This is a genomic window from Noviherbaspirillum aridicola, assembly GCF_019656455.1.
Lineage (GTDB): Bacteria > Pseudomonadota > Gammaproteobacteria > Burkholderiales > Burkholderiaceae_D > Noviherbaspirillum > Noviherbaspirillum aridicola.
Genome location: NZ_BPMK01000002.1, coordinates 125,340 through 139,868 on the forward strand (window position 1 = coordinate 125,340; position 14,529 = coordinate 139,868).

The 14,529-nt window shown below is 68.3% G+C and carries 14 protein-coding genes and 1 riboswitch; of the genes, 4 read left to right on the plus strand and 10 right to left on the minus strand.

The annotated features are described in order from the left end of the window. Positions 1–219 precede the first annotated feature (219 nt). From NCCP691_RS02435 to NCCP691_RS02450, 4 genes are all read right to left on the minus strand, one after another. Positions 220–1,095 (minus strand): D-hexose-6-phosphate mutarotase, encoded by an 876-nt coding sequence (locus NCCP691_RS02435; protein WP_220806654.1) that lies wholly within the window; start codon positions 1,093–1,095, stop codon positions 220–222. A gap of 139 nt (positions 1,096–1,234) precedes the next feature. Further along, positions 1,235–1,675, minus strand: a complete 441-nt coding sequence (locus NCCP691_RS02440) for a bacteriohemerythrin (RefSeq protein ID WP_220806655.1) — start codon at positions 1,673–1,675, stop codon at positions 1,235–1,237. 13 nt (positions 1,676–1,688) lie between these two features. Continuing rightward, entirely contained in the window at positions 1,689–2,534 is an 846-nt protein-coding gene (locus NCCP691_RS02445; protein ID WP_220806656.1) for a universal stress protein, read from the minus strand. A gap of 86 nt (positions 2,535–2,620) precedes the next feature. After that, positions 2,621–2,827, minus strand: coding sequence for a hypothetical protein (locus NCCP691_RS02450; protein ID WP_220806657.1), 207 nt, complete (start codon positions 2,825–2,827; stop codon positions 2,621–2,623). 98 nt (positions 2,828–2,925) lie between these two features. Here NCCP691_RS02450 and NCCP691_RS02455 point away from each other — a divergent pair, with 98 nt between their 5' ends. Beyond that, complete coding sequence (locus tag NCCP691_RS02455) at positions 2,926–3,531, plus strand: glutathione S-transferase family protein (RefSeq protein WP_220806658.1); 606 nt, start codon at positions 2,926–2,928, stop codon at positions 3,529–3,531. Between the two features lie 75 nt (positions 3,532–3,606). On the opposite strand, the gene lipP1 is transcribed toward NCCP691_RS02455, so the two are convergent. The 6 genes from lipP1 to NCCP691_RS02485 form a co-directional block, all read right to left on the minus strand. Then, positions 3,607–4,548 carry a LipP1 family hormone-sensitive lipase gene (lipP1, locus tag NCCP691_RS02460; RefSeq protein ID WP_220806659.1) on the minus strand — a complete coding sequence of 314 codons (942 nt, stop codon included), beginning with the start codon at positions 4,546–4,548 and terminating at the stop codon, positions 3,607–3,609. 113 nt (positions 4,549–4,661) lie between these two features. Next, complete coding sequence (nirD, locus tag NCCP691_RS02465) at positions 4,662–5,006, minus strand: nitrite reductase small subunit NirD (RefSeq protein WP_220806660.1); 345 nt, start codon at positions 5,004–5,006, stop codon at positions 4,662–4,664. Between the two features lie 13 nt (positions 5,007–5,019). Next, complete coding sequence (gene nirB, locus NCCP691_RS02470; RefSeq protein WP_220806661.1) at positions 5,020–7,545, minus strand: nitrite reductase large subunit NirB; 2,526 nt, start codon at positions 7,543–7,545, stop codon at positions 5,020–5,022. 462 nt (positions 7,546–8,007) lie between these two features. Next, complete coding sequence (locus NCCP691_RS02475) at positions 8,008–8,637, minus strand: Rossmann-fold NAD(P)-binding domain-containing protein (protein ID WP_220806662.1); 630 nt, start codon at positions 8,635–8,637, stop codon at positions 8,008–8,010. A gap of 104 nt (positions 8,638–8,741) precedes the next feature. Then, positions 8,742–9,146, minus strand: a complete 405-nt coding sequence (locus NCCP691_RS02480; protein WP_220806663.1) for a hypothetical protein — start codon at positions 9,144–9,146, stop codon at positions 8,742–8,744. Between the two features lie 41 nt (positions 9,147–9,187). Beyond that, positions 9,188–9,883 carry a lytic transglycosylase domain-containing protein gene (locus NCCP691_RS02485; protein WP_220806664.1) on the minus strand — a complete coding sequence of 232 codons (696 nt, stop codon included), beginning with the start codon at positions 9,881–9,883 and terminating at the stop codon, positions 9,188–9,190. Positions 9,884–10,029: 146 nt separating this feature from the next. After that, a riboswitch (cyclic di-GMP riboswitch) is annotated at positions 10,030–10,122 on the minus strand. 133 nt (positions 10,123–10,255) lie between these two features. On the opposite strand from NCCP691_RS02485, the gene NCCP691_RS02490 reads away from it, so the two are divergent. The 3 genes from NCCP691_RS02490 to ctaD all read left to right on the plus strand — a co-directional run bounded on the left by NCCP691_RS02490 (position 10,256) and on the right by ctaD (position 14,510). Further along, positions 10,256–11,359, plus strand: coding sequence for a PA0069 family radical SAM protein (locus tag NCCP691_RS02490; RefSeq protein ID WP_220806665.1), 1,104 nt, complete (start codon positions 10,256–10,258; stop codon positions 11,357–11,359). 133 nt (positions 11,360–11,492) lie between these two features. Further along, the gene (locus NCCP691_RS02495; RefSeq protein WP_220806666.1) at positions 11,493–12,755 is read left to right on the plus strand and encodes an SRPBCC family protein; all 1,263 of its coding nucleotides are present in this window, start codon (positions 11,493–11,495) and stop codon (positions 12,753–12,755) included. A 138-nt stretch (positions 12,756–12,893) separates the two neighbouring features. Beyond that, positions 12,894–14,510 carry a cytochrome c oxidase subunit I gene (ctaD, locus tag NCCP691_RS02500; RefSeq protein ID WP_220806667.1) on the plus strand — a complete coding sequence of 539 codons (1,617 nt, stop codon included), beginning with the start codon at positions 12,894–12,896 and terminating at the stop codon, positions 14,508–14,510. The last annotated feature ends 19 nt before the right edge of the window (positions 14,511–14,529 follow it).

A 14,529-nucleotide genomic window follows, 5' to 3' on the forward strand; every position in this document is an offset into this window, starting at 1 on the left:
TCGCGTCCGTCGGGCGCCGGGTATGGGAGAAAGTGGACGGCCGCCCGGTGCCGGCGGCGGTATTTCCGCGGCGTCCCCTGACGCGCGCGGAAAGTCTCGTGTATTGCTGAGGGGAAACTCTAGCGCAAAACCGGGGTCGCTGCCAGTACAAGCCGCGCACATGGCGACGCGCGGCAACACTCATTGCCGGAAAGGCAAGAGAGATCAGGGGCGCGGGCTTCAGGCCAGGACCCGCAGCGTCTGGCTGCCGCGCCAGTGTTCGCCCGGCTGCAGCGTCAGCGGCGCCGCCGCATGCGCGGCTTCCACGCACAGCATGTGCAGCCAGCCATCGTCCGGAAAGTCGGACAGCTTGCGCGCCAGCTCCGGCCCGGGATTCCAGACCACGGTGTCGGCAAAGCCCTGCTGGCTGATGGACAGGACCGGCAGACCGGGTTCGTGCAGTTGCAGCGCCGGCGGCGGCGCCATGTACACGCGGTCGACCTCGGCGCCGATCGACAGCATGTTTTCCTCCTGCCGTTTCTCCCGGTTCTGGTCGGTCGCGTCCTGGTAGCGCACGCCGCCGAGGCCTTCCAGCCGCGCCTGGCGCACGTCGTCCAGGCGCAGATAGGTATGCAGCGCGCAGCTGAATGCCCAGGCCGTACCGTCGCGGTTATGCGCCTCCAGCGTCACCGTGACCGCGTCTTCCTCCAGCGCCACCCGCACCGAGGCATGGAAGGCGTGCGGCCAGTGTTCGCGGCTGAGCGCATTGTCGCTGCAGGAGAGCGTGGCGGACCGGCCGTCGTTGGCGTCGAGACGCCAGGCCATGCCGCGCGCGAAGCCGTGCTTGATCATCGGGCCGCGCCCGGAAAACTGCGGGAAGCAGACCGGCACGCCGCCGCGTATCGGCGCGGCCAGCCGGTCGGGCGCGTCGCCGCGCCGCAGGCCGTCGCTGGCCGACGACAGGAACAGCCGTTCGCGTCCGTCCGCGCCCTGCCAGGAAAGCAGCTGCGCGCCCTGCGCGCCGACCAGCGCGCTCGCCTTGCCGGCACGCAGGCGCAGGCCGGGGAAGCCCTGCAGTTCATCGGGGAATTGCGCGTTGAAGTCCTGTTGTTGCATCACCTTTGTATCCTCCGTGCGGAGGTGCGCAGCACCGCGCGGCGCACCGGCGCGCCCCAGGGACGGGCGCAGCGGTATTTTATGGGCTGCGGCGGATTCGCGTGACGGGACGCGTGAAGGGCGGGGCTTGCTGCAGGGCTTACTGCATCGTCGCGCCCGGCGCGGAACGGGCCTGCATGGCCGCCGCCAGTTCGCGGTCCATGCTCGGGATATGGAACTCCATCCATTCCCGCAGCAGGCCGACGGCGGCGCGCGCCGGCGCGGTATCGCCGCCGCAGGCGCCGCTCATCGTGCAATGGAGTGCGGCCAGCATGCGCGCATGCTGTTCGAGGTGGGCCCGGAAAGAGGACAGGCCGAGCGTCTCCATCAGGTTTTCTTCTTCGCGGAAATCGCGCTCGACGGCGGCGACCAGCGCCGGATAGCAGCGCACGAACTCCTGGTCGCAGACATCGCGCAACTGCGACAGTTCGTTCAGCAGATTCCTGTGCGCCAGGTCCATGGCGGCCACACCGAACTCGACAGGGGAAGCATCAAGCCCGTGTGACACGTCGTCGGGCGGCAGGTTCGCGGCGGTCGCCATGATTTTTCTCCGCTCAGTGGGACATCAGGACCGGCACCGTCATGGACCGGAGCACGGTGCGGCTCACCCCGCCCATCAGGATCTCGCGCACCCGCGCATGGCCGTATCCGCCCATGACCAGCAGGTCCGCGCCGAAGTCGGAGAGATGGGAGAGGAGGGCGTTGCCGATGTCGATTTCGCGTCCGGTGCGCTGCCGTTCGACCTCGACCTTCACGCCGTGGCGCGCCAGGTACAGGGCGATGTCCGCGCCCGGCTCCTCGCCGTGGGCGGCGGGGCCGATTTCCGGATCGAACACCGTGACCTGCACCAGGTCGGCCCTGCGCAGCAGCGGGATCGCGCCGCTCACCGCGCGCGAGGCTTCCAGGCTGCCGTCCCAGGCGATCACCACGCGCTTGCCGACGGTGTCGAAGCGGCCGGAATACGGCACGAACAGCACCGGCTTGCCGCAATTGAGCAGCGCATACTCGCCGGCGTCGGCGCGTTCGCCGCTGCCGCGCTCGGCGGGGTCGGGCTGGCCGACCACCAGCAGGTCGCTGTAGCGCGCCTGCAGGCAGAGCGCGATGCCCGATTCATCGTCGATCATGCGCGGCTCGAAGGATGGCGCGCCCTCCTTCCTCGCGCCCGCTTCGAAAGCGGCAAGCCAGGTCTTTGCGCTTTCGCGCATGAATTCCAGGTAGGCGCCGAGCGCGACCGCGCCTTCGCCGGCGAGCCCGGCCGCGTAGAAAGCGCTGGCGCCGCCGGTGGCTGCCATGCCCACCAGATGCGACTCATGCAGCGCGGCGAGGCGCGCCGCGAGCTCGACCCGGGCGGGTGTATGGGCGGATGCGTTGACGTGGACGGCGATGGTGCGGTAGCTCATTTCTGCTCCTTCTTATCGGTGGTATTCAGGAGCATGCTAGGAGCCTGGCGCGCCAAAAAAAATGATCCAGGTCAAAGTCTTCCGGATCAGGCCGGCGGCGAAGCCGGCGTTCCGGGCGGCAGGCCGAGGTCGACGCCGCCGAAGCCCGCGAGCGGGCGCAGGTTCACCGCGTGGCCGACGAAGGGCGAGCGGTCGCCCCAGCCGCCGTCGCGCGCGGGCACCAGCCAGTAGCCGTCGTCGTCGTGCGCGACCCAGTAGGGCGGCGTGCGCGTGTATTCGTAGAAGCGGATCATGCGGGCGAGTATAGCCGCGCGGGCCGGGCATGCGGGGGGAATGCCGGTTAAGCGCTAGAATCTGCAGCGCGCGGTTCAATCCAACAGGGGGAGCAAAGATGAAGGTCTACGGCGATATCTTTTCCGGCAACTGCTACAAGGTCAAGCTCATGCTGGCGCTGCTCGGCATCCCGCACGAGTGGGTGCACGTGGACATCGTCGCCGGCGCCACGCGCGAGCCCGGCTTCCTTGCGCTGAACCCGAATGCCAAGATACCCGTGCTCGAGTTCGCGCCGGGCGAGCACCTGTGGGAGTCCAATGCGATCCTGAATTACCTCGCCGACGGCACGCCCTTCCTGCCGTCGGAGCGCCTTGCTCGCGCGAGGGTGCTGCAATGGCAGTTCTTCGAGCAGTACAGCCACGAACCGCAGATCGCGGTGGCGCGCTTCATCGCCCGCTATCTGGGCCTGCCCGAGAACCGGCGGCAGGAGTACCTGGCCCGGCAGGAGGGCGGCCACAAGGCGCTGCGCGTGATGGAGGACCAGCTGCGGCGTACGCCGTACATCGCCGGCGACGTCTACACGATCGCCGACATCTCGCTGTATGCCTATACCCATGTGGCCCACGAGGGAGGTTTCGACCTCTCGGCCTATCCCGCCATCGGCGCCTGGATCGCGCGGGTGGCAAGCCACCCGGGGCATGTGACGATGGAGCAGTTCGCATGAGGAGCAGCGCCGGCGGCGAGGCGCCACAGCGTCGTCCATAGCGCCGAAGATGGCGCCGTCCATGGCGGCGCGGACCTACCCCCGCAAGTGCCGCGCCAGTTCCGCCGCGCACATCGCCACCCCCGTGCGCGCCTCGTCCAGCACCCGGCCCATGGTGATGAAGCCGTGGATCTGCCGGTCGAAACAGATATAGCTCGCGCTGTTGCCGGCGGCGGTCAACGCCTGCGCGTATTGCGCGCCTTCGTCGCGCAGCGGGTCGAAACCGGCGGTGAGCACGAACGCAGGCGGCAAGCGCGAGAGATCGGGGTGCAGCAGCGGCGACGCGCGCCAGTCGAGATCGAGCGCGGGATCGTCGATGTAGTGGTCGTGGAAGTAGCGGACGGTGTCGCGCGTGAGCAGATAGCCGTCGCCGTTGCTGGTGTGGGAGGGGGCGATGCGGCGCCCGTCGGTGGCGGGATAGATCAGCAGCTGGAAACGGATCGGCAGGTCGCCGGCGTCGCGCGCCGCGATGCTCACCACCGCCGCCAGGTTGCCGCCGGCGCTGTCGCCGCCGACCGCGAGGCGCTCGGGATCGATGCGAAGCGCGCCGGCATTGGCATGCACCCAGCGTGTCGCCGCCAGGCAGTCGTCGAGCGCCGCCGGGAAGCGGTGTTCCGGCGCCAGCCGGTAGTCCACCGCGACCACCGCGCAGCCCGAGGCATTGGCCAGCTCGCGGCACAGCGTGTCATGCGTGTCGAGGTCGCCGATCACCCAGCCGCCGCCGTGGTAGTAGACCAGCGCGGGCAGCCTGCGCGCGGCAGGCGCGGCCAGGGGGCGGTAGAGGCGCAGCGGGACCGGGCCGGCGGGTCCGTCCGCCTGCAGCGCTTGCGTCTCCGCCACGGCGGGCGGATCGGGCTGGGTGAAGAAACGGCGTTCGCGATAGAAGCTGCGGGCTTCCTCGGGGGACAGGGTATGGGTGGCGGGTACGCCGCGTTGCTCGATGAAGTCCAGCAGGGCGCGTGCCTGGGGATGCAGCATGGAGTCTCCTTGGTACCGGCTCGGGCCGGTTTTGTTCGGTGTCGGGAGCGGCCATGCTCGCATGCGCCGGCATTTCGTTCAAGTCCGATCCGCCGGCGGCGGGGCCGCCGTTGTCAGCAGCCGACCCACACCATGCGCTTCTCCACCCGCACCGGCCAGGCGCGCACCGACTTCTCGGGCGCTTCGATGCAGGCGCCGTTTTCCAGGTCGAAATGATGCTTGTAGATCGGCGACGCCACGACGAGACGATCGCCGAGATTGCCGACCAGCCCGCGCGAGAGCACGCTGGCCTGCGCATTCGGATCATAGTTGTCGATCGCGAACACCTTCTCCTCCCCGTTGCCGACGCGGAAGACGGCAACATGGCGGTTGTCGACCAGCGCGCATACCCCGGTATCCGGCAGGATGTCGTCGAGCGGGCAGACCGCGGTCCAGCGCTGTTTTTCCTGATGAATCATGGCTTCTCCTTTCTCATGCGGCCCTGGCGATCGGGATGACCCGGCGTTCTTCCGGCGTGGCCGGGCGGATCTGGCCGCGCTCCTCGACGAACACCACGTTCGGATCCCGGGCATCGCTGTTGACGAAGGGGCGGAAGCGCTTGCGTGTCTCGGGGTCGGTCACCGCCGTCTTCCATTCGCACTGGTAAGTGTCGACCACGTGCTGCATCTGGGCTTCGAGCTCGGCGGCGATGCCGAGGCTGTCCTCGACGACCACCTGCTTCAGGTAGTCCAGGCCGCCTTCCAGGTTGTCGCGCCACACGCTGGTCCGTTGCAGCCGGTCGGCGGTGCGGATGTAGAACTGCAGGAAGCGGTCGATGTAGCGGATCAGCGTTTCCTTGCTCAGGTCGGACGCCAGCAGTTCCGCGTGGCGCGGCTTCATGCCGCCGTTGCCGCACACATAGAGATTCCAGCCCTTCTCGGTGGCGATCACGCCGACGTCCTTGCCCTGGGCCTCGGCGCATTCCCGCGTGCAGCCGGAGACGCCGAACTTGATCTTGTGCGGCGCGCGCAGGCCCTTGTAGCGGTTCTCCAGCTCGATGGCGAGGCCGACGCTGTCGTCCACGCCATAGCGGCACCAGGTCGAACCGACGCAGGACTTCACGGTGCGCAGCGACTTGCCGTAGGCATGGCCGGATTCGAAGCCGGCGGCGATCAGTTCTTCCCAGATCAGCGGCAACTGTTCCAGCCGGGCGCCGAACAGGTCGACCCGCTGGCCGCCGGTGATCTTGGTATAGAGGCCGTATTTCTTCGCCACCAGCCCGACCGCGATCAGGCCCTCCGGCGTGACCTCGCCGCCGGGCATGCGCGGGACCACCGAGTAGGTGCCGTCCTTCTGGATATTGCCGAGGAAGTAGTCGTTCGAATCCTGCAGGGCGGCATGCTCCTTCTTCAGCACGAATTCATTCCAGCAGGAGGCGAAGATGCTGGCGGCGACCGGCTTGCAGACATCGCAGCCGTGGCCCTTGCCATGGGCCTGCAGCAGCGCGTCGAAGCTCCTGATGCCGCCCACGCGCACCAGGTGGAAAAGCTCCTGGCGGGAGTACGGGAAGTGTTCGCAGAGGTGATTGCTGACCGCCATGCCCTGCTTCTTCATCTCGGCCTTCATCACCTGCGTGACGAGCGGCACGCAGCCGCCGCAACTGGTGCCGGCGCCGGTGCAGGACTTGAGTTCGCCGATGGAGACGGCGCCGGCGCAGACTGCCTCGCAGATCGCGCCCTTGCTCACGTTGTTGCAGGAACAGATCTGCGCGCTCGCGGGCAGTGCATCCACGCCGAGGCCGGGCCGGGCCTTGCCATCGGACTGGGGCAGGATCAGGAATTCGGGGTCGGAGGGCAGGGCGATGCGGTTGAGCATCATCTGCAGCAGCTCGCCGTATTCGCCGGCATCGCCGACGAGCACCGCGCCGAGCAGCTGCGTGCCGCAATCGGACACGACGATCTTCTTGTACACCTGCTTGCGTTCGTCGCTGAACTGGTAGGAACGGCTGCCCGCGGCGCTGCCGTGCGCATCGCCGATGCTGGCGACGTCGACGCCCATCAGCTTGAGCTTGGTGCTCATGTCCGCGCCCCGGAATGCGGCATCGGCGCCGGCCAGGTGACGCGCGGCCACGCGCGCCATCTCATAACCGGGCGCGACCAGGCCGAACAGCTGGCCGTTCCAGAGCGCGCATTCGCCGATGGCGTAGATGTCCGGGTCCGAGGTCCTGCAGTCGTCGCCGACGACGATGCCGCCGCGTGCGCCGGTGGCGAGGCCGCACTGCCTGGCGAGTTCGTCCCGCGGCCGTATGCCGGCGGAGAAGACGATCATGTCGGTCTCGAGATGGCTGCCGTCCGCGAACACCAGCCTGTGCCGCGCCTGCTCGCCGTCGACGATCTCCAGCGTCTGCTTCTGCGTATGCACCGCCACGCCGAGGTCCTCGATCTTCCGGCGCAGCATGCGGCCGCCGCCGTCGTCGACCTGCGCCGCCATCAGCCGCGGCGCGAATTCGACCACATGCGTCTGCAGCCGCATGTCGCGCAGCGCCTTGGCGCATTCGAGTCCGAGCAGGCCGCCGCCGATCACCACGCCGCTCGACGAGCGCGCGCCGCACTCCAGCATGGCCTCCAGGTCCTCGATGGTGCGATAGACGAAGCAGTCCTTGCGGTCGCGCCCGGGCACCGGCGGCACGAAGGGATAGGAACCGGTCGCCAGCACCAGCCTGTCGTAGCCGAGCACTTCGCCGGTCGAGCTGGTCACCGTTTTTGCCTGGCGGTCGATGGCGACCGCGCGCGCGTTGAGCTTCAGCAGCAGGTTGTCGCGCTCGAAGAAGCCGGGCGGCACCAGCGACAGCTCGTCGGCGCTCTTCCCCGCGAAGAATTCGGACAGGTGCACGCGGTCGTAGGCCGGGCGCGGCTCTTCGCACAGCACCGTCACCTCGGCGCCGTGCAGACCGGCGTCATCCAGGCTTTCCAGGAATTTGTGGCCCACCATGCCGTGGCCGATTACGATGATCTTCATGGTCTTTCCTCAGGACGTGTGAATCCGCACGGCTCCACCGGGGAGCCGCGTACTGCTGGTTGAAAGGCGGGAAGCGGCTAGCCGCGTTTCGGCCGGACGCGACGATGGCGTCCGCGCTTGCCGCGCGGCGGTGCGGTGGCGGATGTCCTGACGACCAGGACCGGAAGAAGGGCGTGAATAGGCATGTGCAAACCGTTGTTGATGCGCGGCCGGTCCGCCTCGCGGCGATGCCTGCTGCGCAGGACCTCATTGTCCATGGCGTCCGGCGCTGGACGCCATGCCTGCAAAGCGCTTTGGCTTTGCGCGCTTATTTGCAAGCGGCGTGCCATGCGTTTTCGCCGTGCCAGGCGCGGTTTGCCGCGGTTTTTCGCATCAAAAACGGGTGCGGTGCATTGTGCTGGGGCGATGCATGGCGGGGACGCGCACTGATGAAGTGCGCCGGCATTGCAGCGACGGTGCGGCTCAGATCGCTTCGGACTCGATGATGTGGAGACCGTCGCGGGCGGCGAGCGCGGCGTCGAGCAGCCGCCGCGCGACCTGTCCGGCGGGCACGACACGGTAGCGCGGCGGCACCAGCGGACGCAGCGCGCCGAGCAGTCCGAGCGAGATGGACTCGGCGGTCCTGCGCTCGGCGCGCTCGCCGCCGAGCAGCGCCGGCCGCACGATGGTCAGGGAGGCATAGCCGCATGCGCGCAGCGCCTGCTCGGCTTCGCCCTTGACGCGGTTGTAGAAGATGCGGGATCCGGGGTCGGCGCCGACCGCGGAATTGAATGCGAAGCTGCGCGCGCCGTGGCGCTGCGCCAGCCGCGCGACCGCCAGCGGATACTCGAGGTCGACCTTGCGGAACGCGGCCTGGCTGCCCGCCGCGCGGATGGTGGTGCCGAGGGTGCAGATGACGGCATCGACGGCCCACCACGAGGCATCGCCGGGCAGGCGGTCGAAATCGACCAGCGGATTGTCGAGCCTGGGATGCGCGGGCAGCGCCCGCCGCGAGGGGGCGACTATCCTGTCCACCCGCGCGTCGGCCAGCGCGTGCCGCAGAACGGCGCTTCCGACCAGGCCGGTGGCGCCGACCAGCATGAGTACGGGCATCGCGGTCTCCTGTGCGTCGGCCCTGCCGGGGCCGTGATGCACGGGACGTTACGGTATCCGCCCCCCTGCGTCAATTGCAATGGGGGAGAGCGCGGCCGCAAGCCTCAGGCGTCGCCGACAAGCTCGCGGACCGTGTCCCTGAACAGCCGCCGCGCCTGCGCTTCGCCATGCCCGGCGCGCAGCTCGGCCAGGTCGGTGAAGCCGCGCGCGCCCATGCGGGCGACGGCGATCGCGATGCTCTTGCGGATCGCCGGGCTGAGCGGCCCGCCGGCATCCTTGATGCACAGGATGCGCGGCCGGGGCGACAGCGGGGCGGCGTTCAGCATTTCCAGCAGCGCGAACAGCTTGCCCTCGTCGAAATGCAGTCCGCACAGGACGGCATCGATGCCGTCCAGCCCGGTGCGGGCCGCCTGCAGCGTGTGGCAGAAGCGCAGTTCGAATTCGTCGCCGAGCGCCGCCCGCATCTCGGGCGCATCGTTGCGGTCGACCGCGACCAGCAGAGTCTTCATGTCAGCCTTTTTTCTTGATTGTTATTGTCCGGCGCGCGGGATCATTCGGAAGAGCTCGAAACAAAGCTGCGCTTGACCGCATGCACGTAGCGGCGCGTCTCGCTGAACGGCGGCACGCCGTTGTAGCGGCGCACGTTGCCCGGGCCGGCGTTATAGGCGGCCAGCACTTCATCCATCGAGTCGTGGCTCTCCATCAGCATGCGCAGGTAGGCGGTGCCGGCGTGGATGTTGACATGCGGGTCGTACAGGGCGGCGCTGCTGTCGACGCCGACCATGCGGCCGGTGGCCGGCGTGACCTGCATCAGTCCGCGCGCCTGGCGCGGCGAGGTCGCGCGCGGGTTGTAGCCGGATTCCTTTTCGATCACCGCATGGATCAGTGCCGGCGGTACGCCGTGCGTGCTGGAAGCGCGCATGACGATCTCGTGAAACGGCTTCTGCTCGCAGTCGCGGCAGGTCGCGCTGGCCATGATTTCCCGGATGGTGGGGCTGATGACCGGTGCCGGATGGACAGGCAGGCGGGCCATCCCGCGCGAACGTGCGCCGGGGCCGGTATCGGCCCCGAAGGTGCCCCATTCGCTGAGGATGTGCCGCGGCAGCACGCGCGCCGGCTTGACGACGGACGCGGTCCGGTCGTCCTCGACGCGCGGTGGGGGCGTGACGGCGCAGGCCGCGAGCAGGGCCGGCAGCAGCGCGGCAATGGCGAGGCGGCGGACGGGGCGGGACAGTACGGCGTCCATGCGGGACGCGGGTGCGGGATGCCCGTTAGCGTTCAATGGCCTTCTCCGTGCCGTCCGGTGCGGACGGCGAATGGACGGAACAAGGGCATGCGGTCGGCTGCGGGGGAATGGCGACGCGTCCGGCAGGCGCGCCGGACGGAAGAAGCGATTGCAGCCCTGCTATCGTTGGCGCGAACGGCGGCGCCGGCAGACCAGAAGCTTTGCGTCCCCGCCTTTCGGCGGGTTTGCCCTTGTCGTCATGTTGGTGACGGGTGAAGCATAGCTGATAATTTGCCGCCTGGAAACTTCTACCGTCGCAGTTGCGGCATTCATGCCACGCGGCCGGTTTTACTGTATAAACGTACAGTTCCCGTTTTTCCTCTTTTTCCCGCGATGAATAGCGTACCCGGCAATCGCCTGCCTCCGCCCGTTGCCCGCAAGGGCAGGGGGGCCTGTTCCAATGAACGCAGCCGCTTCGAGTCCTGGCGCCGGGAGCGCGAGCCGGCGCCGCCGCCGGATGACGAGGCCGACGCGCCGGCGCCCACCCGGACCACGGTGTGGATGAAGCAGGCGCGCAGCATCATTTCGGCGAACGATTCGCCGGACATCCCGTTCGATGCCTCGATCAACCCCTACCAGGGTTGCGAGCATGGCTGCATCTACTGCTACGCCCGTCCCTCGCATGCCTATATCGGCCTGTCGCCGGGACTGGATTTCGAGACGCAGGTGCAGGCCAAGGCGAATGCCGCCGAGCTGTTGGAGAAGACCCTGTCGGCGCGCGGCTACCGGCCGAAACTCATCGTCCTCGGCGGCAATACCGATCCCTATCAGCCGGCCGAGCGGGAGCTGGGCATCACCCGTTCGGTGCTGGAAGTGCTGGAACGCTTCAGGCATCCGGTATCCGTCACCACCAAGTCCGGGCTGGTGCTGCGCGATGCCGACATCCTCGCGCGCATGGCGCGGCAGGGGCTGGCCCGCGTCTATGTGTCGGTGACCAGCCTGCGCAACGAGACCATGCGCAGCCTCGAGCCGCGCGCGAGCGCGCCGGCGAGGAGGCTGGCGGCGATACGCGGGCTGCATGAAGCCGGGGTGCCGGTCGGCGTGCTGGTGGCCCCGGTGATACCGGCGATCACGGACATCGAAATGGAAGCGATCCTCGAACAGGCCGCCGCCGCCGGCGCGAAGAGTGCGGCATGGATACTGTTGCGCCTGCCGCGCGAGGTCGCCGGCCTGTTCGAGGAATGGCTGCAGGCCCACTACCCGCAGCGCGCCCGCCACGTGCTCTCCCTGCTGGCGCAGATGCGGGGCGGCCGCCTCTACGACCCGGAATTCGGCACCAGGATGAGCGGCACCGGCGTGTTCGCCGATCTGCTGCGCCAGCGCTTCGAGCTCGCCTGCCGCCGGCACGGCCTGAACCGCGAAAGGCAGCCGCTGCGGACCGACCTGTTCTCGGTGCCGGCCGCCGCCGGCGCCCAGCTCGACCTGTTCGGCGGCTGATCGCGGCCCCGGCGCCCCCTGCCGCCCCTGGCGCCCATGCCCGGAACTTGATGCCCGGGGCGGGATCAAGAACTGACTGATCCGCCGGCAGCAATGCCGGCGCGAACACTCTCGGCATGGAAAGGAGGCGACGATGTACCGGTATTCTGCAAGCAATCCTTCCCGCATGACCTGGCTGCTGGGCGGCGCCGCCGCCGGCCTGCTGGCCATGTATTTCGGCGACCAGGAGCACGGCAGGCGGCGCCGCAAGCTCGCATCCGACAAGCTGCGCAGCGCGGCGGCAAGATCCGGCAGCGCGATCGACACGGCCTCGCGGGACCTCGGCAACCGCTTGCACGGGCTGCGGGCGCAGGCGCAGCGCGCGATGAACCGCAGCAATCTGATGGTGGACGACGAGGTGCTGGTGGCCCGCGTGCGTCAGCGCATCGGTCGCGCGGTGTCGCATCCGAGGGCGATCGACGTCAGGGCGCAGCTCGGCAGGGTTACCCTCGGCGGCACCGTGCCCGCCCATGAAAAACCGCATCTGCTGGCGGTGGTGAACAAGGTGCTCGGCGTCAGCCATGTCGAGGACCGCCTCGTCGTGCACGAAGAGGGCATGCAGGTGCCCGCGCCGCAGGGCGGACGCCAGCGCGGCCTCGCCCGAAGCGCCTGGCCTCCGGGCTGGCGCGCGGCCGCCGTCGCCGCGGGCGGCACTTTGGCCGCACTCGGCCTGAGCAGCCGCAACCCGGCGCGCATGCTGTCGGCGGTGGCCGGCATGGGCCTGGTGGCGCGCGGACTGTCCAACGCTTCCCTGCTGCAAGCCGCCGGCCTGCGCGAGGGCGGCGGCGTCCTCATGCACAAGACGATACACATCGATGCGGCGCCGGAAGCCGTGTTCGATCTGTGGAGCAAGGTCGAGGATTTCCCGCGCTTCATGTCGCATGTGCGTGAAGTGAGGAATCTCGGCAACGGCCGTTCGCACTGGAAGGTGACCGGGCCGGGCGGCATGACGTTGGAATGGGATGCGCGGGTGACGGCGTCGGAGCCGCCCCGCCTGCTCGCGTGGGAAAGCGAGACCGGCGCGAGCGTGCGCAACCGCGGCACCATCCGCTTCGAGCCCGAGGGCGGCGGCACGCGGGTCAGCGTGCAACTGTCCTACCAACCCCCGAGCGGCCTCATCGGCCATGCGGTCGCGCGGCTGTTGCACGGCGACCCGAAGCGGCAGATGGATGACGACCTGATGCGCATGAAGCAGTTTCTCGAGACCGGGCAGATACCGCATGACGCCTCCCGTCCCGGGCAGGGAGCAAGCATGAGGACGCTCGGGGCGATGCGTCCCGCGCCTGATCTGCCGCGCTCCCTGCCGCCCGATCCGCCGACGGCGGACCCGGACGCGCTGCGGGCAGGGCCCACCTGAGCCTCTCCGTCCGCGCGGCAACGCAGTCAGGTTCCTTGATCGGCCTCAAGCGCGTGCGCGCAATGCTTTCGGCTTCGCCGCACTCCACTTACTCAGGGCCCGACGCCGGTCGGGCCCGGGTTTTTCCGGAGTCTCTTCATGAGTAATGCCGATGTAGCCGCGCCCGGGCATGGCCATGCCCACCATCCCGGTCATGCGCACGACCATGCGCACGATCACCCCCACGGCTGGCGGCGCTGGTTGATGGCCACCAACCACAAGGACATCGGCACCCTCTACCTGTGGTTCGCGTCGTTCATGTGGCTGTTCGGCGGCCTGCTCGCGATGGGTATCCGCGCCGAACTGTTCCAGCCCGGGCTGCAGGTGATGCAGCCGGAGGTGTACAACCAGTTCGTCACCATGCACGGCCTGATCATGGTGTTCGGCGCGATCATGCCGGCCTTCGTCGGCTTCGCCAACTGGATGATTCCGCTGCAGATCGGCGCCTCCGACATGGCGTTTGCCAGGATGAACAATTTCTCGTTCTGGCTGCTGATTCCCGCCGCCATCCTGCTGGCCGCCTCCTTCCTGGCGCCGGGCGGCGCCACCGCGGCCGGCTGGACCCTGTATGCGCCGCTGTCGACCCAGATGGGCATCGGCATGGACATGGGCATCTTCGCGATGCACATCATGGGCGCGTCCTCGATCATGGGCGCCATCAACATCATCGTCACCATCCTCAACATGCGCGCGCCCGGCATGACGCTGATGAAGATGCCGATGTTCTGCTGGACCTGGCTGATCACCGCCTACCTGCTGATCGCGGTGATGCCGGTGCTCGCCGGCGCGATCACCATGACCCTGACCGACCGCCACTTCGGCACGACCTTCTTCAACGCGGCCGGCGGCGGCGACCCGGTGATGTACCAGCACATCTTCTGGTTCTTCGGCCACCCCGAGGTCTACATCATGATCCTGCCGGCCTTCGGCATCATCTCGCATATCATCCCGACCTTCGCCCGCAAGCCGCTGTTCGGCTATGCGTCGATGGTGTACGCGACCGCCTCGATCGCGATCCTGTCCTTCATCGTCTGGGCGCACCACATGTTCACCACCGGCATGCCGGTGACGGGCCAGCTGTTCTTCATGTACGCCACCATGCTGATCGCGGTGCCGACCGGCGTGAAGGTGTTCAACTGGATCGCGACCATGTGGAAGGGCTCGATGACCTTCGAGACGCCGATGCTGTTCGCGATCGGCTTCATCTTCGTGTTCACGATAGGCGGCTTCTCCGGCCTCATCCTCGCGGTATCGCCGATCGACATCCAGGTGCACGACACTTATTACGTGGTCGGCCACTTCCATTACGTGCTGGTCGCCGGCTCGGTGCTGGCGCTGTTCGCCGGCTTTTATTACTGGGTGCCGAAATGGACCGGCCACATGTACAACGAGCGGCGCGGCCAGATCCATTTCTGGGGCTCGGTCATCTTCCTCAACGTGACTTTCTTCCCGATGCACTTCCTCGGGCTGGCCGGCATGCCCCGCCGCTATGCGGACTATCCGGCGCAGTTCACCGACTTCAACATGATCGTTTCCATCGGCGGCTGGCTCTATGGCCTGACCCAGGTGTACTTCGTGTTCGCCATCCTGCTGCCGGTGATCAGGGGCGGCCCGAAAGCGGGGGACAAGCCATGGGACGGCGCCGACGGCCTCGAATGGACCGTGCCCAGCCCGGCGCCCTTCCATACCTTCGAGACGCCGCCCATCGTGAAATAAGGAGGGCGAGTGCGGCGGG

Coding starts and splice junctions, on each gene's coding strand:
- NCCP691_RS02480 (WP_220806663.1), bottom strand. CDS start 9,146: ATGAAGACTCTGCTGGTCGCGGTCGACCGCAACGATGCGCCCGAGATG.
- NCCP691_RS02490 (WP_220806665.1), top strand. CDS start 10,256: ATGAATAGCGTACCCGGCAATCGCCTGCCTCCGCCCGTTGCCCGCAAG.
- NCCP691_RS02445 (WP_220806656.1), bottom strand. CDS start 2,534: ATGAGCTACCGCACCATCGCCGTCCACGTCAACGCATCCGCCCATACA.
- lipP1 (WP_220806659.1), bottom strand. CDS start 4,548: ATGCTGCATCCCCAGGCACGCGCCCTGCTGGACTTCATCGAGCAACGC.
- NCCP691_RS02485 (WP_220806664.1), bottom strand. CDS start 9,883: ATGGACGCCGTACTGTCCCGCCCCGTCCGCCGCCTCGCCATTGCCGCG.
- NCCP691_RS02495 (WP_220806666.1), top strand. CDS start 11,493: ATGTACCGGTATTCTGCAAGCAATCCTTCCCGCATGACCTGGCTGCTG.
- NCCP691_RS02475 (WP_220806662.1), bottom strand. CDS start 8,637: ATGCCCGTACTCATGCTGGTCGGCGCCACCGGCCTGGTCGGAAGCGCC.
- ctaD (WP_220806667.1), top strand. CDS start 12,894: ATGAGTAATGCCGATGTAGCCGCGCCCGGGCATGGCCATGCCCACCAT.
- NCCP691_RS02455 (WP_220806658.1), top strand. CDS start 2,926: ATGAAGGTCTACGGCGATATCTTTTCCGGCAACTGCTACAAGGTCAAG.
- NCCP691_RS02450 (WP_220806657.1), bottom strand. CDS start 2,827: ATGATCCGCTTCTACGAATACACGCGCACGCCGCCCTACTGGGTCGCG.
- NCCP691_RS02435 (WP_220806654.1), bottom strand. CDS start 1,095: ATGCAACAACAGGACTTCAACGCGCAATTCCCCGATGAACTGCAGGGC.
- NCCP691_RS02440 (WP_220806655.1), bottom strand. CDS start 1,675: ATGGCGACCGCCGCGAACCTGCCGCCCGACGACGTGTCACACGGGCTT.
- nirD (WP_220806660.1), bottom strand. CDS start 5,006: ATGATTCATCAGGAAAAACAGCGCTGGACCGCGGTCTGCCCGCTCGAC.
- nirB (WP_220806661.1), bottom strand. CDS start 7,545: ATGAAGATCATCGTAATCGGCCACGGCATGGTGGGCCACAAATTCCTG.